This is a genomic window from Legionella jordanis, from assembly GCF_900637635.1.
GTDB classification, from domain to species: domain Bacteria; phylum Pseudomonadota; class Gammaproteobacteria; order Legionellales; family Legionellaceae; genus Tatlockia; species Tatlockia jordanis.
This window is the reverse complement of record NZ_LR134383.1, coordinates 2,877,856-2,899,748: the sequence shown is the minus strand read 5'-3', so window position 1 is coordinate 2,899,748 and position 21,893 is coordinate 2,877,856. Positions and strand designations below refer to the sequence as shown.

The window sequence follows — 21,893 nt, the reverse complement described above, 5'->3', positions numbered from 1 at the left end:
AAAGGCTCATGAAAGGCCGTAAAAAAGGAAGTGAATTATTTTGCATCATCATGTACCATCAATTGCGAATTCATCATGAATACAAGGAGCGATAATGCGTTTTTTTCAAAGGACGATGGGACTTTCTGCAAGTCTTATGTTTGTGCTGAGTCCCTCATGGGCTTCAACATCGCCTAAATTTGAGCAAATTCAAATCCCTCTGTGCCTGGCCACCCAATTGCCATCCACTTATGAGACCTTAGCTGAAGACAAGCACTTTAAAATTATTGAAATACCCTCTGCCGACATGAATAAATTGGCACATTTTGCCGATGAAGTTCATTGCGGGCGTTTTGTAAACGTTAGCCACCGTTTAAGCACAACGCAGGCATTATCAAAACAACAAGCAGCGCAGCACTTGTTGGCACAAGTAAAAAACAAGTCCACGGATTATCGTTCTCCTATTTATGAGATTAAACACCAGGAAGAAGTCAATGCTGCATTGGCCCAAGTGGACAGCAACAACATTATGGCAACACTGTTGCATTTGACCTCCTACTACAACCGCTCTGCAACCAAACCACGCGGCAAAGAAGTTGCTGATTGGCTGCAGAAAAGTTTTGACAACATGGCCCAAGAATACCAGCGCAGCGACGTAAGCAGTTTCCAGGTGGAAACCGGTTGGTATGAGCAACCGTCCGTAGTTACTGTGATAGGTAAGGATTTGAAGGCCCCAGGGATTGTTATCGGTGCTCACATGGATACATTGGATGGGCGCATGCCAGGCGCTGGCGATGATGGCAGTGGCTCCTCCAGTGTGATGGAAATGGCTCGTGTGTTGCTGTCTTCGAAATTAAGTTTGAAGCGTCCAATTTATATCATCTGGTATGCTGCTGAAGAACGTGGATTAGTCGGTTCCCAATACGTCACCGAGTATTTTCAAAACAATTCCATTCCGGTTAAAGCCGCCATTCAATTTGATATGACAGGTTATCGCAATAATCCAGATGATCAAACCATATGGGTTTTCCGTGATTATACGGATAAAGCTTTGAGCAATTACATCGTTGACTTAATCCAAACCTATGTAAAAGTTCCTGTGGATTACTCAAGATGTGGATACGGTTGCAGTGATCATGCCTCATGGACAGACATTGGTGTTCCAGCTGCATTTCCCTGTGAAACCAGTTTTGAAGACCATAATCCCTATATCCATACAGAAAAAGATAAGGTCAATCTTTTATATCCAGAACACATGACTAATTTTAGTAAATTGGGATTGGCATTTGCTATTGAACTTGCCAGCGAATGATGATTGAAGTGAGGCATTCATTTGCCTCACTGCTCCCCCATGACCCCTCATTACCACCACTTCGTATTCAGCAGATTAAATTAGAACCATCCAATCACAAGCCATTTTCTTAAAATACCTATACTTAACCTAGAAAGAAATTCACTGGATTCACGATGAACCCTGAAGAGTCGGTTCGAGTAATATTGGCAGGTGATGTCATGCTTGGCCGTTTGGTCAGGGAAGCCATTCTGCTAAAAGGCAAGGATTACCCGCTGGGAATGCTTCTGCCTCTAATGCGGCAAGGTGATTTAGTATTGGCCAATTTGGAATGCGCCATTACTAATTATTCTTGCGTTTGGTCAGGAATGCAGAAGGCCTTTTACTTTCAGGCGCCTCCAGAAGCTGCGCAAATATTGTCAAGTTGCGGCATTCGTGTAGTGAGTCTTGCCAATAATCATATTCTTGATTTTGACATTCAAGGCTTGCTTGACACGGTAGCTTACTTGGAAAAGGAAAACATTGCTTTTGCTGGCGCAGGTGAGACTCTTGCGCAAGCGAGATCCCCAGTTTATTTTGAAATCAAAAACTGCACATTTGCCATGGTTGCATTTTGCGACCATCACGCCGATTTTGCGGCCAGTAAACAACATCCAGGTATGGCCTATCTTAATTTGAGAGACAGGGATCGGGCTTTACAGCAATTGGAGGGTAGTTTATTTGAGATGCGAGATAAAGGAGTGGATTGGCCAATTTTATCTCTTCACTGGGGGCCAAATATGGTTTTCCGGCCAGCAAAAGCTTTCATTGAGCTAGCGCATGATGCGATAGAAATGGGATATAAATTAATATTCGGCCATAGTGCCCATGTATTTCAAGGCATTGAAGTGTACAAGGGTTGTCCAATTGTTTATGCTGCTGGTGATTTAGTGGACGATTATTACGTTGATCCAAAATATAAGAATGATCATCAGCTGCTTATTGAATTGGATATGTCTAAAACCCGGGTTAAAGAAATTAAAATTCATCCTATTTTTATTGCAATGGTGCAAACAAAACCCAATGATAAGCAATTTGAATACATTGCTTTACAAGTCCAAACACTGAGCGCTGAGTTAGGCACTTTGTTTGAGCGAGGCTATAAAGTACTACGCTGTTTGCTTGGCTAAGCGTTAATTCTTATGGTTGTGAGGATGTTTCGCGGGTTTCGGTGGACAATGAAATTCAGCGGTAATTTGATTGCTGCTATCCACTGCCTGAATAGAAACTGGAAATTTCCATAGGGTAAATAAATGCTTTAACACCTCATTTGTGCTTTCCCCTAAGGGAACTCGATTATTTTGCATGTATCTTAAGGTTAGGGAGCGATCGCCTTCCAAATCCACCGAGTACACTTGAATATCTGGCTCCAGATAACCAAGATTATACTGTCTTGCTAAAGCTTCACGAATGGCCTGATAACCCTGCTCATTGTGTATGGCTCCCACTAGCAAGTCAGGTTGCCTGTCGTCATCAATAATGTGAAACAATTTAAGCTCACGAATCAATCGGGGGGATAAAAATTGGGCAATGAAGCTTTCATCTTTAAAATTTCGCATGGCTGAATCAAGACTTTTTAACCAATCGGTATGGGCTAAATAAGGGAACCATTGCTCGTCTTCTGGGCTTGGTTTTTCACAAATTCGCTTAATGTCTTGCATCATGTGATAGCCTAAAGTGTAGGGATTTATGCCACTAAAATAAGGGCTATTAAAGGCAGGCTGCATGATCACATTGGTATGACTTTGCAAAATTTCGAGCATAAATTCATCGGTGACTAATCCTTCGTCATAAAGGGCATTCAAAAGGGTATAATGCCAAAAGCAAGCCCAGCCTTCGTTCATGACCTTGGTTTGGCCTTGGGGATAGAAATATTGCGCAATTTTGCGAACAATGCGAACAATTTCGCGCTGCCAAGGGTGCAGCAAGGGGGCATTTTTTTCAATGAAATAAAGTATATTTTCCTGAGGCTCCTCTGGAAAACGTTTTTTTTGGCCATGGCCATCCATTTGTTTTCTCTGGGGGATGGTGCGCCATAATTCATTCACTTGAGATTGCAGATAAATTTCCCGGTTTTGTTGGCGGATTTTTTCTTCTTGAATGGAGAGTGTGGCAGGATGTTTGTAGCGGTCTACCCCATAGTTCATCAAGGCATGGCAGGCATCAAGCACCGCTTCGACTTCATCAATGCCATAACGCTCCTCACATTCACTGATGTAATTTTTGGCAAAAACGAGATAATCAATAATGGCATCGGCCGCTGTCCACATCTTAAAGAGATAATTGTTTTTAAAGAAGGAGTTATGGCCATAACATGCATGAGCAATGACCAGCGCCTGCATGGCTATGGTATTTTCTTCCATTAAATAGGAGATGCATGGATTGGAGTTAATCACCAATTCATAAGCCAAACCCATTTGGCCGCGCTTATAGCTTTTTTCGACACCTACGAAATGTTTCCCAAAAGACCAATGATGATAACCAATAGGCATGCCAACGGCTGCATAGGCATCCATCATTTGCTCGGCAGAAATAATCTCAATTTGATTCGGGTATGTATCTAAGCCAAATTCCTTGGCAAGACGACCAATTTCTCTATCGTAATCCTTAATTAAGTCGAAGGTCCATTCAGCCCCTCTTGATAAAGGCTTTCTTTTCCTCATGTCGTCTTCCTTTTAAATAATTCACGAAAAACTGGGTAAATATCGGCCACATTATCAATATTTTCCATGGCAAAATTGGAAAAATTTCTCCGGACTTGCTGGTAAACCTCCCAAAGGCTTTGATGATGTCTCGGCATGATTTCAATATAGGCGAAATACTGCAGCAGAGGCATTATTTTTTCCTGCAACAGTTCCTGACAATAGGGGGAGTCTGCATTCCAGTTATCGCCGTCAGAGGCTTGGGCGACATATATATTCCAGGCTGAGGGTGGGAAACGCGTTTCAATGATGGTGGATAACAATTCTAATGCGCTGGAAACAACGGTACCGCCGGTTTCACGAGAATAAAAAAATTCTTCTTCATTGACTTCTTTCGCGGAAGTGTGATGGCGAATAAAAACCAATTCAATTCGCTCATAATTCTTAGTCAGGAACAGATAGAGCAAAATAAAAAAGCGTTTGGCGATGTCTTTTTTAGCTTCATCCATTGAGCCTGAGACATCCATGACACAAAACATTACAGCCTGTGTTGAGGGACTTGGCACTCGAACGCGATTATTGTAACGCAAGTCAATTGTATCGATGAAAGGGACTGCCCTGATCTTCTTTTTGAAAAATTCGATGTCTCGTTTCACACGTAAGATGTCAATTTTTTGTGCATTAGGATTCTTCTCCAATTGCTCCAACTCTTCTTCGGCCAATCGCAATCGCCGTTTGTAAGGTGAGGCTAAAGCCATTCGTCGACCTGTAGCCTGCTTCATTGAGCGAATGACATTGATGTTCGTTGGAATACCGCTGGTGGTTACGCCAGCACGAATCGTTTTGTACGTGGTCATTCTGGCCAATTCTTTTTTGACCAAATCGGGCAATTCTAAATCTTCAAAATACAAATCTAAAAATTCTTCTCGCGATAATTGGAAAACGAATTCATCTTCCCCTTCACCACTATCGCTGGCTTGGCTGCCGCCTCCGCCGGAGCCTGCGCCGCCGGATGGGCGTTTTATGCGATCACCGCTTAAAAATTGATCATTGCCAGGCAGTATGCGTTCAATGCGGCCGCCATGGCCGCGATGGAAGCGCGGTTCAGAAATGTCTCTGGCTGGTATGCTGATTTCCTCGCCCTGATCAATTTCAGTAATACTTCGTCTACCCACCGCATCGGATACGGCACGTTTGATTTGGTTTTTATAGCGACGAAGAAATCGCTGGCGGTTTACCGTGCTTTTTTTACCGGCGTTAAGTCGTCTATCAATAATTTGCGCCATAGAAACAATCCTTCTCATCGCTCATCTAAATCAGCTTAGTAAAGATCCCCAATTTTAAGACAAGCTGATACTTCATTATTGTGACTTGCGCACTCGCAAATACCATTCACACAGTAATCTGACTTGTTTACGGGTGTACCCTTTATCCACCATACGGGCAATAAACTCTTCATGTTTTTTCTTATCGTCTTCTGAAGCTTTCGCATTGAAGGAAATTACAGGAAGTAGATCCTCGGTATTGGTAAACATTTTCTTTTCAATCACTGTTTTTAGCTTCTCATAGCTGTTCCAAACCGGATTTTTCCCATGATTATTGGCTCGTGCCCGCAGAACAAAATTAACCACCTCATTACGAAAGTCTTTAGGGTTTGAAATTCCAGCGGGCTTCTCAATTTTTTCCAACTCGGCGTTTAATGAGCCTCGGTCGAAAATTTCGCCCGTATCGGGATCGCGATAATCCTGATCTTGAATCCAGAAATCGGCATAAGTAATGTAGCGGTCAAAGATATTTTGACCATACTCTGAATAGGATTCGAGATAAGCCGTTTGAATCTCCTTACCAATAAATTCGACGTATTTTGGCGTCAGGAATTCTTTTATAAAAGTTAAATACTTCTCATGCATTTCTTGAGGAAATTGCTCTTGTTCAATTTGTCGTTCCAGTACGTAAAGCAAGTGCACGGGGTTGGCCGCTATTTCGCTGTGATCAAAATTAAAGACTTTGGACAATATCTTGAAAGCAAAGCGGGTTGAAATACCACTCATCCCCTCATCAACACCAGCGAAATCGCGATATTCCTGATAAGATTTTGCTTTCGGATCCGTGTCTTTCAAACTTTCGCCATTATAAACGCGCATTTTTGAATAAATACTGGAATTTTGCGGTTCTTTCAGGCGGGTCAGAACTGAAAATTGCGCCAACATGTCCAAAGTTCCTGGTGCGCAAGGCGAATCTTTCAATGAACTGTTATCCACCAGTTTCTTGTAAATCTTGACTTCCTCAGATACTCGTAAGCAATAAGGAACTTTGACAATATTAATGCGGTCGATGAAGGCTTCATTATTTTTATTGTTGCGAAAGGTTTGCCACTCGGCTTCGTTTGAGTGAGCGAGAATAATTCCCTCAAAAGGAATGGCTGATAACCCTTCGGTGGCATTGTAATTCCCTTCCTGTGTGGCGGTCAGTAAGGGATGAAGCACCTTAATCGGTGCCTTAAACATTTCCACAAACTCAAGCAGGCCACGGTTGGCTCGACATAATCCGCCAGAGTAGCTGTAAGCATCGGGATCATCTTGCGAAAATTCTTCCAATTTTCGAATGTCTACTTTACCCACTAAAGAGGAAATATCCTGATTGTTTTCATCGCCTGGTTCTGTTTTTGCAATGGCTATTTGTTTTAAGCGAGAGGGTTTTAACTTAATCACTTTAAACTGATTGATGTCGCCGTTAAATTCGTGCAAGCGTTTAACTGCCCAGGGGGACATGACATAGCGCAAGTGGCGTGATGGTATGCCAAATCGCTCATACAGCAATTCGGCATCCTCTGCCGGATCAAATAAAGATAAGGGGGAATCAAATACGGGTGAGCCTTTAATGGCATAAAAAGGAACTTTTTGCATTAAATCTTTTAACTTCTCTGCCAAAGACGATTTACCGCCACCGACTGGACCTAGGAGATACAGTACTTGTTTGGTTTCTTCCAGCCCTTGAGCGGCGTGCTTTAGGAAGCCTACTATCTGTTCAATAGGTTCTTCCATGCCAAAAAATTCTCTAAAAACAGGGTATTGGTTAATGACCTTATTGGAAAACAAGCGGGAAAGCACAGGATCGTGCCGGGTATCAATCCGCTCGGGTTCACCGATGGCCATTAGCAACCGTTCGGCTGGATTGGCATAGGCAGAAGGATCCGTGCGGCATAATTCCAAATATTCATGCAGGGTTAATTCTTCTTCCTTATTTTCTACATAGCGTTGGGTGTAGCTGGTTAAAAAATCTTGTGTGTTCATAAAGTCATCCCCTTTTACTAATCCCCTGCCTGCTGGGAACAGCTTGTCTATACTTCAACTTATTTTGCATTTCGCCCGTAAAAGCGAGACACTATCTAAATTTAGTATAGGTCAAAACTGTTGTACTGAAGCTAAATTTTAATAGGAAATTCAAACTATTATTTAAATATTTTTTAACTGTTATCAAGAGTCGGAGCAAAGTCCATGCCAGAGACCACTGTTTATTTGAAAGATTATCAACCTCCTGTTTTTGAAGTAAAAAATGCTGAGCTAAATTTTGACTTGTACGATGACCACGCCCTGATTACAAGCCAACTTAAATTTCAGCGTCAACATCCAGGTCCGCTCTATTTGTATGGCGATGAGTTGGAACTTGTTAGTTTACACATGAATGGCGAGGAACTTAAAGACAATTATCGACTTGAGGAAGGAAATATTATCCTCGATGATTGCCCTCATGAATTCGATTTAACCATAGTGACTCTTGTACGCCCGCAGGAGAACACGCAATTATCCGGGCTTTACCGTTCCAATCATTTATTTTGCACACAATGTGAAGCCGAAGGTTTCAGGCGAATTACCTTCTTCCCAGACCGCCCAGATGTATTAGCACCTTACACCACGCGCATTACTGCAGATAAAAAACAGTATCCAGTATTGCTTTCCAACGGTAATTTAATCGGTTCTGGAGACTTGGAGCAGGGCCGTCACTGGGTGAAATGGCAGGACCCTTTTAAAAAACCCTCTTACCTGTTTGCTTTGGTTGCTGGTGATTTAGCCTGCATCAAAGATACTTTTCAGACGCAGTCCCAGCGCGAAGTTGAGTTAAGAATTTACGTTGAGCATGGTAATGAAGACAAGTGCTCACACGCCATGACCTCGCTTAAGAATGCGATGCGCTGGGATGAAGTGGAGTATGGTCGTGAATACGATTTAGATATTTTCATGATCGTTGCTGTCAGCGATTTCAACATGGGTGCCATGGAGAATAAAGGTCTAAATATCTTCAATTCCAAATACATCCTCGCTCGTCCAGATACTGCAACTGATCAGGATTTTGCTGATATTGAAGGGGTTGTGGGCCATGAATATTTTCACAATTGGACTGGGAATCGCGTCACTTGTCGAGACTGGTTTCAATTAAGTTTGAAAGAAGGTTTAACCGTATTTCGTGATCAAGAGTTTTCTCGTGACATGAATTCGAGGGATTTAAATCGCATTATCGACGTTCGTGTCCTTCGCAACAGCCAGTTTCCTGAAGATGCTGGAGCAATGGCCCATCCGGTAAGGCCTGAGTCTTACCAGGAAATCAATAATTTTTACACATCAACCATTTATAACAAGGGAGCTGAGGTCATCCGCATGCAACAGACTCTTCTTGGAAAAGAAGGTTTCCGCCGAGGCATGGATTTATATTTTCAGCGACATGATGGCCAAGCGGTAACCATAGATGATTTCGTTGCTGCCATGGAAGATGCTAATGGCGTTAACTTAAGCCAATTTAAGCGCTGGTACAGTCAGGCAGGCACACCTGAAGTTCATGTGGTTAAGAATTTTAGCGGTGATAATTTGACACTTACCATGAATCAATCTTGTCCGCCAACGCCAGAATGTCAGGATAAAAAACCCTTTCATATCCCTATCCGATTTGCATTGTTTGATAAAACAGGGGCAATGATTCCGATGGAAAATGATGTGCTCGAACTCCGCGAAGGCAAAGAATGTTTTAGTTTTACCGGATTAGCCGAAGAGCCAATTGTCTCGTTACTGCGAGATTTTTCTGCTCCTGTCAAACTGTATATGCAAAATTCCGATGAGGAATTGCTTGCCTTGTTGCGATTTGAAACGAATGGCTTTGCCAAGTGGGAAGCTGCACAGCGTCTTTCTCTGTCGTGCATCAAGGAGTGTTTGTCGGCAGCTAATAATCATTGGCAAATATCAGAACGCCTACTGACTGCTTATCAGCATGTGTTGCTGGACGACAACCTTGACCCTGCCTTGCGGGCAGAAATTTTAATTCCTCCAGCATTTGAGGATGTGGCAACAGAACTCAGCTCTGTCGATGTGGATTTGGTCGAGTCAGTAAGGGATTTTTTCAGGGCCACTCTAGGACAAGAACTGTATCAATCTCTTTATGCCACTTATGAAAAGCTGTGGCAAAACGAGGATCACAGCATGAATGCACAAGCCTACGCGCGTCGGCAATTGCGTAATACCTGCTTGTATCTGATGATGAAAGCGGATGAAGCCCGAAGTTTGCCGCTTTGTGAACAACAATTTGACCAATCAAAAACAATGACTGATCAAATTGCAAGTTTTGCTTTACTCAGCAATTGTAATCAACCTGTTTTAAGAGACAAAGCCATTGAGGGTTTTTATAAGCAATGGTCCCAGGATGATCTGGTGATGGACAAATGGTTTGCCGTTCAGGCGAGCACGGAACTGCCAGATGCCTTGAGCCGGGTGAAAATTTTACTGGAGCATCCTGCCTTTAACATCAAAAATCCAAATAAGGTTAGGGCTGTTCTCGGGGCATTTTCACAGGCTAATCCGCGTAACTTCCACAGCAAAGATGGCAGCGGTTATCGCTTTCTTGCCGAAATGATTGCCAAGCTCGATAAAATTAATCCGCAAATTACTGCTCGTCTGGCCACCCCATTTACGCGTTGGCGCCGTTATGACGTAAATCGACAGAATTTGATGAAGGCTGAATTGCGGCATTTAACCAGTCTTGATTTATCTCGCGACTTAAGGGAAGTGGTTGCTAAGAGCCTTGCTTAATCCGATTTTGCGGTCAACTGGGCGCTCGTTGCAGTGCCCTGCCTAGCCCAGGTCAGTTTGCTAATCTCTGCTTCAAGTCCTAAACTTTTAATCACCATCAGAGGAAAGGAGGCGATATGAATCAGAGGTATTTGGAGCAATGGACGAAAATAGCCAAAAATATCCAACGCCCTTTTCAAGCCATGCTTGAATTGAATCTGGAAATGATGGAGAAGGTTAAATATCTTAAGGTTGAGGATTTTATCAACATCAAAAATCCAGAAGAATTACTTGAGAAGCAAGTCAATTTTGCAATTGAGAATGGTCACAGAACCCTTGATTATTTTCAAAGGTCATTTGAAATTTTTGAGCAAGTGCTAGGTCCCATCACTGAGTCGGTTAAGCAATCGACTACCTCAACCATGGAAACAGCGAAATCCTTAAAAACTTTACTTCACCCGGCAAAATTGGGCATGGCTCCCACTAAGGCGGCAATCAATTTGGCTAAACCGTTATTGGACCCAACTCTTTCAATCAGTGATCCTATGAAAATCATGGAAGAACTGAGTAATGCAGACCTAAGCCCGAAAGAGGCAAAGAGAGAGACGCAAGCAAAATCTGGAACCAGTAAAAAGGCTAAAGCAAAAAAAGCAAAACAATTAAAATCCTAAGATAAAGGAAAAGAGCCTATTTCCTTAATAATTTGCCCTTGTGCATCGGCAATACCAATGCCAATAGCAGTGGCAATGGTGTTTACCGCAATCGACTTTTTGACGGCAAATCGCTGAATTAAGCGGTTCAATTGCGCATGCCAATAAGACTCTTGTTCATCAATGACCATTAGGGATAAGTGTGGGGAAAAATTCCTGAAAACATTCGGACTGCCATAATGTTGAAAGGATTCTACTCTGGCAGGATTTTGCAATGCCCATATAGGTATAGGCGCTTTCTTGTCTCTCAAGGACATTAATTTTAATACAAGGTGGTCACTGAGTTTTTGCAACTCTTGATTTTTCCTGATTGACAGTAAAACATAGCCGCTTGAGCTTACTTCAATGTCTTTGCTTTGCAGCCTGATTTTTTTATTTTGAGCAGCGATTAGAGGCAGGTCATGCATGATAACTGACAAGTTTCTTTGAGGATAATGCGTCAAATATAAGGTAATATGCAGAGGATGGGTCGGGAAGAATGGCGTTATTTGATATTGGCTTAAAAATCCCTGCTGATTTAGGTAAGCATTAAAGTCTCCTATCAGTTTTTCAACAGTATTATTCGGCTCCAATTTTAAATAGACATTCATAAAAAGAGATGAATTTTTTGTTGCAAAAACTTTATGCATGTACAGTGTAAACAAAACAATGAGAATGCCATGGCCGATAAGTTTGCTGTAATGGGTAATCCTATAGCCCACAGTTTGTCTCCCTTAATTCATCAGCGTTTCGCAAAACAAACAGACAGGAGTTTAATTTACGAAAAATTATGCATTGATGAAACAGCATTTGAATCCGCAGTCGCGAATTTTTTTACCGGCGGTGGTAAGGGATTGAACATCACATTACCTTTTAAACAAAAAGCATTTTCCATGGCAAAGATAAGATCTACCAGGTGCATCCAAGCCAAGGCGGCGAATACCTTATGGATGAAAGACCAGCGCCTCTGTGCAGATAATACCGATGGCATTGGTTTACTAAGGGATTTGGCAAATCTCATGGACTTAAGGGGCAAAAAAGTCTTGATTCTGGGAGCTGGAGGAGCAGCTCGTGGCATTATTGGACCTTTACTCAACTCAGAAATTTCGTCGCTTATTTTAACCAATCGGACTTTTACCAAAGCCCAAGCCTTACAAGATGAATTTAAAAATCTTCATTGCTGTGAGTTTCAGCAATTAAATGAAAGCTTTGATTTGATAATTAATGCCACCTCCACAGGCATTGCTGGTCAATCCCTCAACTTACCCCTTTCCTTACTGAAGGCGAATAGCTACTGTTATGATTTGTCTTACCAGGCGCAAGGGCTTACTCCCTTTGTTCAATGGGCTAAAAACCATGGCTGCCAAGCCAGTGATGGTTTGGGAATGTTGGTTGAACAGGCAGCCGAAGCATTTTTTATTTGGCATGGAGTGATGCCTGATGCTCAAGCGGTTTTAAGTGAATTGCGTCAATCTGCTGACTTGAACAATTAACTGAAAAATTTCTCAACATCTTCGGCAACGGATAAAGTATCTTGAAAGCCTAATTCAATCAGTTCGCGCGTAAATTCTTTCTCAAATAATAAAAAACTTAATAAGTCACCCGAATGATCTTTAGCACCAAGTACATTGAGAAGAAAACGAAGCAGTGCGGGCATATTATTATACTGTGCCTGAGCCATTTGTGAGAGGTCGACGCTGGGACGAAGATGAAGTGTGTCTATTGGCCGCCAGGGTGATCGCCTTTTCTTCCACATTGACAGCAAACGTGCAATGTCATTCATGTGGTTAACCATTTCGATGTCTCTATCCAGATTGTCAAGAAAAATCCCATTCAGCATGCCGCCAAGAATCCTCGCAAAACCAATGTCGCCATTTTTTAAGTGCTCTGGATTAGTGAAAATAGGTAATTGTCGGGTTCCTAAAATTAATATTTTTTCAACCTGGAAGCGGATTGCACCTCTTAACGGCGAGACTAGACCCATGCTGCCATCACCGTAGTGGAAACCATCAAGATGAACGGTCGGAAAGAATAGGGGGAGTGCACTGGAGGCAAGAATGTGCTCCATGCCCAAACTGGCCCTTTGACTGATATGTCGGGGATAATGCCAATCTACAAAGTCATCATTGCGGCAATGCTGATAAAAGGAAATCGTTTGCTGGGTTTCATAACATTGACTAATGACTTCCATGGTTTCGAAATGGTTGCAAGCGATGTTGATGCGAATTAAATCGAAATCAATATTATCGGTGATATATTCCCGCAGGGGTGTCGTATCAAGCAAATGTCCAGTCTGGCGCTGTTTAATAATCAGATTACTAAGATTGCGTAATACCGATTTGCTTAATTCATAATTGCTGGCGTTAAAAATCTGTTGGCAACTGATTTCAGACCACATGTTCTCCATTTTTTCAACAGCGGCGCGGAAATCGTGGGCATTTTCAGCCAAAACAGCAGCATTGATGCTGCCTACACTCACCCCGCTTATCATTTCAAAGGGGATGGTTTTAGTTTGCAGAATGTGATGAATGGCCTTTAATACTCCAGCCTGGTAAGCGCCACGCGCGCCGCCACCAGCCAAATAGACCCCTTTTTTTGCCATAAGTACTTATTTTTTTTAAAGATATAAAAATATAGTTGACTACTGCCTTCTCTGGCAAGCATAGCAGAAGAAAGTCGCTAAGGTTAACCTGAATTTGCCGAAATTGGTTGAGGATTAACTAATTGGGTTTTTTTCAAATGATAAAGGATGAAATCCAATTGTCGGGACGCAGGAGGATTAGCCTGGGAAGCTCAATGGATTCAACATTCAGTTTTTAATTGCAGACAAAGAATTGATAATAAATAAATCCCAAGACGCCTGGGTGGATTTGAAGACGAAATTTTTCAATGGAAATTTCTCATGGAGAAAGAATGCAATGCATTCAAAATTTATATGACAGGCAATTGCATGTGCAGCAAAATTGCATTGAATTCTTGTTCTACAGTCCAAACCTTTCATTGCTTTTTGCGAACGATTCAAGGTATACCACAGAATGATTGCTTTTAATGTTGGAAGACAAGGGCAGGCCCGGGGTGAAGCAAGCAATTTCAGCATGCTTGGTTTATACAGCAAAGAGGATTCAGAACTCGTTTTAGTGTGGCGAGTTGATTGCCAGAAGAAAGAAGGTAAAGCCGCTCTTCTAGAGACACAACAATCCCATTAGTCAGCATTTTTTGATACTCATTATGATGAGGGGAAACCAATAAAAAATGAAATAAATCAAAAGCAATACCCTAATTCCACTTGATTGCATTTATCTCTGAAGTATTATAGCGTGTTCTTATGTCATCCAAGGAATTCAAGGCCATGCTTGCACTGCTTCGTTCCCAACCTCGTGCCTTTCATATGATTTTTATGTTGGAAATTTGGGAAAGGTTTGGTTTCTATACCGTGCAAGGCATTTTAACTTTGTACTTCATTCGTTTCCTGGGTTTCGATGATGCGGCTGCTTATTATACCTTTGGCGCCTTTTCAGCGCTGGTGTATGGTATGGTTTCAATTGGCGGCTATTTGGGTGATAGCGTTTTAGGGACCAAACGTACAATTGTTCTTGGCTTATTCATCTTGGCTCTTGGCTATTTCTCACTGGCAATTACCGATAAAGAGCATGTTTTTTGGGCTCTTGGGTTGGTTTGCGTAGGCAATGGTTTGTTTAAGGCTAACCCATCAAGTCTTCTTGCCAAGTGTTATGAAGCAGATGACCCAAGGCTGCATTCCGGTTTTACCCTCTATTATATGGCCATCAACCTAGGATCGACCTTTGCCCTTTTTATAGGTCCTTTCCTGGCCAGTAACTATGGCTATTCCTATGCCTATTTTATGAGCTTTATAGGATTAAGCCTTGGTTTGGCCAATTACTGGTTCCAGCGTCGTCATGTCGCTCATATTCATACCTTGTCTGATCAAAGAACCATAAAATTCTGGCAATGGCTTCTGATTGCAATTGCAATTGCTGTGGTTACGGCAGTGGCCGCCTACTTATTACAAAATGTCATGATTGCCAAAAATTTAGTTTGGTTAATTACGGCAGTGGTTGTGTTGATTTATTTTTTTTATATGCGCAACGAGAATCAAATTTCTTTCATGAAGATGTTGGCCGCTTTTATTTTAATGCTAGAAGCCGTTCTATTCTTTACTTTGTATCAGCAAATGCCCACTTCTTTAAATTTATTTGCGGTTAACAACGTCGTACCCAATTTAATGGGTATTCCTATTGATCCGCAAAGTTTTCAGGCTTTAAATCCAATCTGGATTATTACCATGAGCCCTGTTTTAGCATGGACTTATAGTAAGTTCTACCAGCGCGGTATATCTTTTCCAATCCCCTATAAATTTGCCCTTGGCATGATTTGCTGTGGGTTAAGTTTTTCCCTTTTGTATTTTGCCAGATTTTTACATGATGAAAGCGGAATGGTTTCATCATGGTGGCTGGTTGTAAGTTATTTTTTTCAGAGTACTGGTGAGCTGCTGGTTTCAGCGCTTGGAGTAGCCATGATTGCTGAATTGGTTCCTGATAAAATTACCGGTTTTGTCATGGGAATGTGGTTCCTCACATCAGCCGTTTCAGGGTTCATTGGCGCGAAAGTGGCTTCATTTACTGCCTTGCCTCAGAACATTACTCCGGGAATAGGCTCCTTAATGATTTATACGCAAGTGTTTTTATACGTAGGCCTTGTGACTCTGGGCATCGGCTTAGTGATGTGGTTTGGTTCTGCAACGCTTACGCGCTACATAAGGCCGGTAGTAAGCGTGAAAAATTAATTTTATCTTAAACAAACATGTATGATCTTCGTGCAGATATGATTCACCTGGTATCTGCATGAGAATTCTCGCCAGCAGCATTTTTTTAAGATGAGTGATTCTTTGAGGCAAACATCATTTTTTTACAGAGGCCATAAAAATATGACCCCTGAATTTTTATATGAAAAAACTAAAGCCAGCCCCCAGAAAACGAATTAAAATGAAATCTGACAAGCAATGCAAGCATCAACAGTTCATGTTGTGCAGAAAAAACCCACTCCTATGCAAGTTGAGAGAAAAGCAGGCGCTCATCAAAACATAGTTTTGCGAATGGGGAAGTCTGAAGTGAAAGTTTAGAGGAGTGCTCGTTAATCACTTGCTCTTTTTCTTGGCCTCTTGCCACAACTTCATGAGCATGGATGGAGGCTGTCCCTTTAAATGCTTGAGGCCGTTTTGATAGGCATCTTCTTTTAAAGCCTGCATCCTCGCTTTAAATTTGCTAGCAATTTTAGCCATGGTATCTTCCGGGTGAAAACCTGCAAACAAGCAAAGGGATATGGCTGTATGCAGCAAATCACCCATTTCTTCTTGAATGCGCTTCTGCGACTCCCCGTTTTCCAAGGCTTCTTTGATTTCTGCACATTCGCTTAGAGCTTGATCAAGGATCATTTCCTCATTGGGCCATTCAAAACCAAAAGAACGTGCCTCTTGTTCAAGAGCAATTAATTCATCCATGGCATTGTCGAGTCTTTTTATCATGCAAACCATAGGAGGGTGGGAGCATTCAGGAATAAGGTTAATTAGGGGGGAAAATTGCTGGTTGCAATAAAAATTAAACCGCCTTAGCGCTTCTGGTCCAGCCTCAGCAGCTAAAATTTGGACAGTGATCATGCTTGCTTTTTTTTTGGCGTACTGCTCAGCTTTTTGCAATAGCAAATTCTCCAAGCCCTCACTCTGATACGGTTTAACAATCTCTAAGCAATCTATTTTGGCACTCAGTGGATAAGGAAAGGACAAACTCAAAATCCCAACTGTGCGATCATCAATAATCGCTGCGAGATGAACATTAGAATCTCCATTAAGCCCGGAAATATTATGTGTTTTCACATCGCTGTCAGAAGCATTGGGCATTAGTTTTTCAAAAAATTCTTGCGCAACGGCATTTGAAACCATTTGAATGCTAGTCATGTTTTTCGCATCAGCGGATTATTTATGCTAATGCTAAGGCTGTATGGAATATTTTGAAAGCCAATTATGAATGTATTTGTTTTTAAACTCCTATCGGATGTACAGCCAATGCTGAGCATTTCGGTATTTATTTCCTAATAGTGGTTAATACAGTATCGAATCTATGCTTTTTAATGAATTTAGGAAAAAGTTTTCCACAGATTCTGTGAATAACCTTGTGAACAATAGCGGATAAGTCGAAATGGTGCTGTCAGATACGGATGTATTCTCAATAGCTTTTCTTGAAAATGATCACTCTCTGTCACATACTCACTCATTTAAGACGAATGATTGTATAGTTATGAACACCGTAGAAAAAATTGTCTGCCCGACCTGCGCCAGCCCCAATACCTGGCAGAAGGAAAATTCCTTCAGGCCTTTTTGCTCAGAGCGCTGTAAGCTCATTGATTTAGGTGAATGGGCAAGCGAATCACGAAAAATTCCAGGGAGCTCGATGACTGATGCGCAAGCTCCAGATGTAGATTGAGCAATTCAAAAGAAAAGGACCTAGGCTACTATGTTCAGGCATAACCATCAGTAGTAGCCCCTATGCGCTTATGCCATTTATAATCGGGCTGTATAAAAAACTGGCTCTTCTGATTCTAGCTCATCTTTAGGTGGGCAACCTGAAGAAAAATCAAGGGCAAATTCAAAATTGACTGTTCCTGATAAGCCGCATTTCGGCATCTTATCAGCCATATCTGAAGCTGGAAAAAAAGGATGATTTTTGTTCCAGGGATCAATGACTACGCAAACATCACCAAATTCATCAGTAGCACTTAAGTAGTCCTCACAAGGAATATCTGCCAAAGGTTGGGGCAAACTTGCAAATTGTTTAACTTTGGATTTATCGAGCAATAGATAACTATGGCCTCCCAAACGATTTTCAACGTCCACCCGCTCAATACGCTTAAAAGGCGCGGGTTTGTTTTCTCGAATTTCATCCATTACCATCAGATACAGGTATACAAACGCTGCATTGGTTTGTTCCGTACAATTTGCCAACTTTTCTGTATTAGAGGGGTGGTGGGCATCTCGATACCACATGCTGATGTTATAACCAGTCCCTTTTCGATAGGCTTCTTGTTCAAAAAGATCTTGAGGAGACTCGAATTTTTTTCGTTTAGCGTGCAAGGTTGCGAAAATTTTTGTTAAATCCCTTTCATTCAATTTACTGCGCTTTTGTTCTAGAAGAAGCTGTTTTTCAGGATCATAAGGATTATTTGTAGCCTGCATCTGCAAAATTTTTTGTATGTAATGAACCGTGTTTTCTCCCAATTCGAGATTTTTGAGCAGGCAAGAAGCCGCTTCTAAAGTTTGCATTAGGTCGCTGTACTCTTCTGCTCTGAGTCGCCCTATTTTTTCACTATAGCGTTTTAATTTCTGGACCAAAGGGTTTTTGGTTTCGGGGGCTAAACGATTAATGCGGTTTAGCAGCAGCGTGATTTGAGGTTTGAGCTGATTTAAACTTTTCTGGTCAAAAAGCATAATTAATGCCTATTATGTGCAAAATTGGTAGAAAGATAACATTTTTTTTTTAGATCCGACAAGTAAATTAATCCTTGAATTAAACAAGCAGAAAATTATTTTAACTAAACACGATGATTCATTTATAATCAAAAGCTAATTAATAATGAGCAAATTAAAGCTCTCTAGTTTTTCAAATTGACACTGTGATTTTATTGCGAGCTGAAGTTTGATGCGAGGCAATCTCTTTCCAGCTGATCCATCACCCTGCTAATTCAAAAGGATTGGCAAGTGAATTTAAAGCGACTTGGGTTGTCATAGGAAATTCATTTTTTTTCTTGTTTCTTAATATTTGGTTAATAAATCTACAGTAAGATAGGCGATATGCCTGAATCTAGATCACTTTGGGCTTTTACCAACATCGGGGTGTAATGGAACTATGACAATTCAAATTAGTCAAGAAAGCCAGGAAATAATCTCGCAATTAAAGGATAAAAACAATGCTTTAGCGGTTCGCTTTGCTCAAGCTGCTTCTGAAGTTGAAACCGCCACTCTGCTTGGCTGGTTAACTCCCTTTGATATTGACTTAAATGAAGAAGATGCTCTCCTATTAGGCAAGTTAAATATTTCCTTGCTAAAAGACTTGTGCAATTCCAAAAGTGCCCCCCATGAAAGAAAATCGAAAAAGAAAGGGGGATGGCTTGCCAAAGCCAAATTAGGACTTTTGGCTGTAGCCGGGACCGTTTATTTTGGTTGTGAAGGTTTTGATGGCATTAGCGCCATCATGGGTATTTTCTCTTCAGTGCCCACGTTTGCTATTTTCCTGGCCGGCTCAGTCTTTGCCATTTTATCCATTGTTGTTTTTTATAGCTTTGATCTGGTTGAAATTTCAAAGAACTTAGGGGTCAAATTTAGTAATTCACCCAAGAAGCTGGACATCCTCTATTCTGAATTCAAGAAAATTAAAGCATTACGAAGTCTTTTATCCCACCCGGCAAGTAAAACCATTGAACAAGTGAATGAAGATTTACAACTTGCCAAAATGCTAATGGCGCGACATAAAGATTTGGATAAGGAGAGATTAAAGCTAATGGAAGCTTTGAACAATCCTTACTTAAGATTTGGCAAGATGTTAACGGCTGGAATTGCTGGCGTTATTTTCTTTAGCGGTGGCTTTTTCTCCGGGCAAACGGTTGCACTGGCCATTGCTGGTTTATTTATGGGGTCAGTTTCCGCAGCCTTTCCTCCCGTGCTAATCGCAAGCATTTTAGTCGGTTTAGCGGCATTTAGCGTGTATTGGTTCGTAGAACGGCCAGGCATAGAAAATCTGATCAGCCGCTGGATGCATTTGGACAAAAATAAAATCGATGCTTTATGCGATAGCGAAGCTGTGGAGCAGGAATCCAGAGAACTGGATCATTTAGTCAACATGTTGTCTGAGAACAGCTCCTTAAAAGAAACGAAGCTGAATCAAGTTGCTACTATAATCTCTCTAGAAGAGAGGGTGTCGGAAGCCGATAAAATAATCGAGCGCCAACAAAAGACCATAGCCACACTTCAAAAATTCAATCAAACGGTCGATGAGATGCCAGGATCTCTGAAGGGTTTAAAGAGGGCATCATCTGACGTTGACAAAACTTCTTCGAAAACTTCTGCAGCAAATCTTTCTTCTTATAGTTTTTATGCTGGCTCAAGAAGAAGTCGCTCCTTTGATGACTTAAGAAGTTTGGAGATCGCTAGCAACAATATGTAAGTTTAGCAGGTGATAAACCTGTTAAATATTTAAGATAGTTTTGGCAAATGGGATCGTAATTTTTCGTTGAGCGGCAAGGGATGCATTATCCAGCTGATCAAGAATCTGATGGAGATCACTCATATTGCGCGCACAGCGATTGATTAGGAATTGGCCAACACCAGTGGGTAATTCAAACCCTCGCTTTTGCGCATGTTGTTGCAAGGTTTGAATTTTCAAATCATCATTCAACTCGTAAAGTTGCACTACCAAGCCCCAGCTCAAGCGGGACTTAAGATCAGGAAGATTAATTCTGGCGGATGCAGGAGATTGGGAGCTGCTTATAATTAGCTTCGTATCTTCTTGCGCTCTTGCCTTATTATAAAGATGGAACAAGGCCTCTTCCCAAGCGGCATCCCCAGCAATAACATCAATGTCATCAATGGCAATTAAGTTTTGCTGCTCAATGGCATCAATGCTATCTGGCCCCCATTCTTTAAGAACTTTTAGAGGCAGATAAATGCTGCTTTGTTCAGAACTCAGGGCTTGGCAACAAGCCTGCAACAAATGAGATTTCCCACTTCCTACAGCCCCCCAAAGCATTAAATAGCGCTCGCCGGAACCCTCCAGCATGCGTATGACTTCTTTGCGCAATAAGTCATTTTCTCCCCAACAAAAATCATTAAAAGTGGCCTCATCATTGAGTTGAATGGCCAATGCTAATTGTTTATTCATTGTCTAGTGGGTCCCTGGTGAGGTTTTCTTGCCAGGTTTTTTACCAGCGGCATAAGCCTTTTTGCCCCAGGTCCAAACGTAATCAATGTAACTTGCTGCGGTGGTCGCTGCTGTTAGGTAAATTAAAAGTTCTCTTAAATAAGGGGCAAATGTGAAAAAAGCCAGTTCAAACAAGCAGAGACTCACCAAAGTGAGTTGCAAGGTCGTGTTAACTTTGCTGATCAGTGTGGGTTCAAATTCCATTTGTCGCTGAATAAGCCAATACCAGGCTATAACGCCTATTGAAATGGTTAAATCACGTAAAAACACCAGAGCAACCAGCCACCAGGGCAATTCTCCAATTAAGGCCAAAGAAATGAAGCTTGAGGCAACTAGCAATTTATCTGCCAAAGGGTCGATGAGTGAACCCAAACTACTCTGCCATTTGAAGTTTCTGGCAAGCCAGCCGTCTAAACCATCGGTAAAACCTGCTGTAAAAAAAATATAAAAAGACTTGTCATATTCGTGTTCGTAGAGAGATACCAAAAATGGCACAATCAACACGAGGCGAAAAAATGTCAGCAGGTTTGGAATGTATCTTAGAAACGAAAATTTAGGCATACCCTCATTGACTCGGATGTGTTTAGAGCATTGCAAATAATGTTCAAGTGTATACAATCCTTTGGTTACTGTCACGTTGTTGTGATTCATAAAGATTCAATTGTTAAGGCTATGATTGGCTTTTCTAGCGGCATGTTCGGTCTCTCTTGGTTTGAAAATCAAGAATTGCCGGAGGCTTCGATTTTATAAAGAAAGGTTGCCAGCAGGGCAAAGAAAAAGGCAGCCAGCAACACTAAACTGAACCGAAGCCAAAGGATAAAATAACTGTTTGCATAATTATGCTTGGGATGATCGGGGTGATAAATAACCGTGATGCTTTCATTTAAGTGAGGAGCGCTTGGATAAAAGCCTAACTGGCTCTGAAATTCAATAATCTGACCCTTTTGGGTCGAGAAGCGAATGACAGGATAGTGTAACACTTGAGCACGACTGAGGTTGTTTTGAGATGTTTTTGCAACAAATCCCACTATTGTTCCCGTGGTTTGCACGCTGTGATGAGTGATGTGCCAAGCCTCAATGAAGTAGTAACCAGCCAAAAGGAAGCTGGCAGCGCTTGCTAAAATTAAAAGGGAAGCAAACTGTTTCATAAATTTTAATTTTAATTACGCTGCTTAATTTATAGCACAGGATTCATAGGAAGCAGCCCGCCTCTTGAT

General features: G+C 41.6%; 19 protein-coding genes. 9 read left to right on the top strand and 10 right to left on the bottom strand.

What is annotated here, in order from left to right:
* Window positions 1-94: 94 nt before the first annotated feature.
* Window positions 95-1,291 (top strand): aminopeptidase LapA, encoded by a 1,197-nt coding sequence (gene lapA / locus EL203_RS13125; protein ID WP_058471789.1) that lies wholly within the window; start codon window positions 95-97, stop codon window positions 1,289-1,291.
* Window positions 1,292-1,446: 155 nt separating this feature from the next.
* Window positions 1,447-2,439: a CapA family protein gene (locus EL203_RS13120; RefSeq protein ID WP_058471790.1), complete on the top strand. Its 993-nt coding sequence runs from the start codon at window positions 1,447-1,449 to the stop codon at window positions 2,437-2,439.
* A gap of 3 nt (window positions 2,440-2,442) precedes the next feature.
* Here the strand turns inward: EL203_RS13120 and EL203_RS13115 are convergent, their stop codons facing one another.
* The 3 genes from EL203_RS13115 to EL203_RS13105 all read right to left on the bottom strand — a co-directional run bounded on the left by EL203_RS13115 (window position 2,443) and on the right by EL203_RS13105 (window position 7,244).
* Window positions 2,443-3,972 carry a SpoVR family protein gene (locus EL203_RS13115; RefSeq protein ID WP_058471791.1) on the bottom strand — a complete coding sequence of 510 codons (1,530 nt, stop codon included), beginning with the start codon at window positions 3,970-3,972 and terminating at the stop codon, window positions 2,443-2,445.
* Complete coding sequence (locus EL203_RS13110; protein ID WP_058471792.1) at window positions 3,969-5,237, bottom strand: YeaH/YhbH family protein; 1,269 nt, start codon at window positions 5,235-5,237, stop codon at window positions 3,969-3,971. Before EL203_RS13110 ends, EL203_RS13115 begins: the two co-directional genes overlap by 4 nt.
* Window positions 5,238-5,312: 75 nt before the next feature.
* Window positions 5,313-7,244, bottom strand: a complete 1,932-nt coding sequence (locus EL203_RS13105; protein WP_058471793.1) for a PrkA family serine protein kinase — start codon at window positions 7,242-7,244, stop codon at window positions 5,313-5,315.
* Between the two features lie 204 nt (window positions 7,245-7,448).
* On the opposite strand from EL203_RS13105, the gene pepN reads away from it, so the two are divergent.
* Both pepN and EL203_RS13095 read left to right on the top strand, forming a co-directional pair.
* Complete coding sequence (gene pepN, locus EL203_RS13100) at window positions 7,449-10,025, top strand: aminopeptidase N (protein ID WP_058471794.1); 2,577 nt, start codon at window positions 7,449-7,451, stop codon at window positions 10,023-10,025.
* A 116-nt stretch (window positions 10,026-10,141) separates the two neighbouring features.
* Complete coding sequence (locus tag EL203_RS13095; RefSeq protein ID WP_064108371.1) at window positions 10,142-10,675, top strand: phasin family protein; 534 nt, start codon at window positions 10,142-10,144, stop codon at window positions 10,673-10,675.
* On the opposite strand, the gene EL203_RS13090 is transcribed toward EL203_RS13095, so the two are convergent.
* Window positions 10,672-11,415 (bottom strand): 2'-5' RNA ligase family protein, encoded by a 744-nt coding sequence (locus tag EL203_RS13090; RefSeq protein WP_058471795.1) that lies wholly within the window; start codon window positions 11,413-11,415, stop codon window positions 10,672-10,674. The genes EL203_RS13095 and EL203_RS13090 overlap by 4 nt on opposite strands.
* Between EL203_RS13090 and aroE the strand changes: the two genes are divergently transcribed.
* On the top strand, window positions 11,374-12,186 hold the full coding sequence (gene aroE / locus EL203_RS13085) for a shikimate dehydrogenase (protein ID WP_058471796.1): 813 nt from the start codon (window positions 11,374-11,376) through the stop codon (window positions 12,184-12,186). The genes EL203_RS13090 and aroE overlap by 42 nt on opposite strands.
* On the opposite strand, the gene EL203_RS13080 is transcribed toward aroE, so the two are convergent.
* Entirely contained in the window at window positions 12,183-13,295 is a 1,113-nt protein-coding gene (locus EL203_RS13080) for a patatin-like phospholipase family protein (protein ID WP_058471797.1), read from the bottom strand. The genes aroE and EL203_RS13080 overlap by 4 nt on opposite strands.
* 433 nt (window positions 13,296-13,728) lie before the next feature.
* Between EL203_RS13080 and EL203_RS14465 the strand changes: the two genes are divergently transcribed.
* Together EL203_RS14465 and EL203_RS13075 are read left to right on the top strand one after the other, a co-directional pair.
* Entirely contained in the window at window positions 13,729-13,899 is a 171-nt protein-coding gene (locus EL203_RS14465) for a hypothetical protein (protein ID WP_156413831.1), read from the top strand.
* Window positions 13,900-14,042: 143 nt separating this feature from the next.
* Window positions 14,043-15,497, top strand: a complete 1,455-nt coding sequence (locus EL203_RS13075; RefSeq protein WP_082647195.1) for an oligopeptide:H+ symporter — start codon at window positions 14,043-14,045, stop codon at window positions 15,495-15,497.
* A 351-nt stretch (window positions 15,498-15,848) separates the two neighbouring features.
* Here the strand turns inward: EL203_RS13075 and EL203_RS14535 are convergent, their stop codons facing one another.
* Window positions 15,849-16,664, bottom strand: a complete 816-nt coding sequence (locus EL203_RS14535) for a MazG nucleotide pyrophosphohydrolase domain-containing protein (protein ID WP_197723117.1) — start codon at window positions 16,662-16,664, stop codon at window positions 15,849-15,851.
* Window positions 16,665-17,004: 340 nt separating this feature from the next.
* Here EL203_RS14535 and EL203_RS13065 point away from each other — a divergent pair, with 340 nt between their 5' ends.
* On the top strand, window positions 17,005-17,190 hold the full coding sequence (locus EL203_RS13065; protein WP_058471799.1) for a DNA gyrase inhibitor YacG: 186 nt from the start codon (window positions 17,005-17,007) through the stop codon (window positions 17,188-17,190).
* Window positions 17,191-17,267: 77 nt separating this feature from the next.
* Here EL203_RS13065 and EL203_RS13060 read toward each other — a convergent pair whose 3' ends face one another.
* The gene (locus tag EL203_RS13060) at window positions 17,268-18,191 is read right to left on the bottom strand and encodes a hypothetical protein (RefSeq protein ID WP_058471800.1); all 924 of its coding nucleotides are present in this window, start codon (window positions 18,189-18,191) and stop codon (window positions 17,268-17,270) included.
* Between the two features lie 418 nt (window positions 18,192-18,609).
* Here EL203_RS13060 and EL203_RS13055 point away from each other — a divergent pair, with 418 nt between their 5' ends.
* Complete coding sequence (locus EL203_RS13055; protein WP_058471801.1) at window positions 18,610-19,923, top strand: hypothetical protein; 1,314 nt, start codon at window positions 18,610-18,612, stop codon at window positions 19,921-19,923.
* Window positions 19,924-19,944: 21 nt separating this feature from the next.
* Here the strand turns inward: EL203_RS13055 and hda are convergent, their stop codons facing one another.
* From hda to EL203_RS13040, 3 genes are all read right to left on the bottom strand, one after another.
* Window positions 19,945-20,637, bottom strand: a complete 693-nt coding sequence (gene hda, locus EL203_RS13050) for a DnaA regulatory inactivator Hda (protein ID WP_058471802.1) — start codon at window positions 20,635-20,637, stop codon at window positions 19,945-19,947.
* Window positions 20,638-20,640: 3 nt separating this feature from the next.
* Window positions 20,641-21,327, bottom strand: coding sequence for a CDP-alcohol phosphatidyltransferase family protein (locus EL203_RS13045; protein WP_232003962.1), 687 nt, complete (start codon window positions 21,325-21,327; stop codon window positions 20,641-20,643).
* 68 nt (window positions 21,328-21,395) lie between these two features.
* Complete coding sequence (locus EL203_RS13040) at window positions 21,396-21,824, bottom strand: DUF3592 domain-containing protein (RefSeq protein WP_058471803.1); 429 nt, start codon at window positions 21,822-21,824, stop codon at window positions 21,396-21,398.
* Between the last annotated feature and the right edge of the window lie 69 nt (window positions 21,825-21,893).

What these genes read in the sequence shown, in the direction of transcription:
- lapA (WP_058471789.1), top strand. Translation starts at nt 95, where the DNA reads ATGCGTTTTTTTCAAAGGACGATGGGACTTTCTGCAAGTCTTATGTTT.
- EL203_RS13120 (WP_058471790.1), top strand. Translation starts at nt 1,447, where the DNA reads ATGAACCCTGAAGAGTCGGTTCGAGTAATATTGGCAGGTGATGTCATG.
- EL203_RS13115 (WP_058471791.1), bottom strand. Translation starts at nt 3,972, where the DNA reads ATGAGGAAAAGAAAGCCTTTATCAAGAGGGGCTGAATGGACCTTCGAC.
- EL203_RS13110 (WP_058471792.1), bottom strand. Translation starts at nt 5,237, where the DNA reads ATGGCGCAAATTATTGATAGACGACTTAACGCCGGTAAAAAAAGCACG.
- EL203_RS13105 (WP_058471793.1), bottom strand. Translation starts at nt 7,244, where the DNA reads ATGAACACACAAGATTTTTTAACCAGCTACACCCAACGCTATGTAGAA.
- pepN (WP_058471794.1), top strand. Translation starts at nt 7,449, where the DNA reads ATGCCAGAGACCACTGTTTATTTGAAAGATTATCAACCTCCTGTTTTT.
- EL203_RS13095 (WP_064108371.1), top strand. Translation starts at nt 10,142, where the DNA reads ATGAATCAGAGGTATTTGGAGCAATGGACGAAAATAGCCAAAAATATC.
- aroE (WP_058471796.1), top strand. Translation starts at nt 11,374, where the DNA reads ATGGCCGATAAGTTTGCTGTAATGGGTAATCCTATAGCCCACAGTTTG.
- EL203_RS13080 (WP_058471797.1), bottom strand. Translation starts at nt 13,295, where the DNA reads ATGGCAAAAAAAGGGGTCTATTTGGCTGGTGGCGGCGCGCGTGGCGCT.
- EL203_RS14465 (WP_156413831.1), top strand. Translation starts at nt 13,729, where the DNA reads ATGATTGCTTTTAATGTTGGAAGACAAGGGCAGGCCCGGGGTGAAGCA.
- EL203_RS13075 (WP_082647195.1), top strand. Translation starts at nt 14,043, where the DNA reads ATGCTTGCACTGCTTCGTTCCCAACCTCGTGCCTTTCATATGATTTTT.
- EL203_RS14535 (WP_197723117.1), bottom strand. Translation starts at nt 16,664, where the DNA reads ATGACTAGCATTCAAATGGTTTCAAATGCCGTTGCGCAAGAATTTTTT.
- EL203_RS13065 (WP_058471799.1), top strand. Translation starts at nt 17,005, where the DNA reads ATGAACACCGTAGAAAAAATTGTCTGCCCGACCTGCGCCAGCCCCAAT.
- EL203_RS13060 (WP_058471800.1), bottom strand. Translation starts at nt 18,191, where the DNA reads ATGCTTTTTGACCAGAAAAGTTTAAATCAGCTCAAACCTCAAATCACG.
- EL203_RS13055 (WP_058471801.1), top strand. Translation starts at nt 18,610, where the DNA reads ATGACAATTCAAATTAGTCAAGAAAGCCAGGAAATAATCTCGCAATTA.
- hda (WP_058471802.1), bottom strand. Translation starts at nt 20,637, where the DNA reads ATGAATAAACAATTAGCATTGGCCATTCAACTCAATGATGAGGCCACT.
- EL203_RS13045 (WP_232003962.1), bottom strand. Translation starts at nt 21,327, where the DNA reads ATGAATCACAACAACGTGACAGTAACCAAAGGATTGTATACACTTGAA.
- EL203_RS13040 (WP_058471803.1), bottom strand. Translation starts at nt 21,824, where the DNA reads ATGAAACAGTTTGCTTCCCTTTTAATTTTAGCAAGCGCTGCCAGCTTC.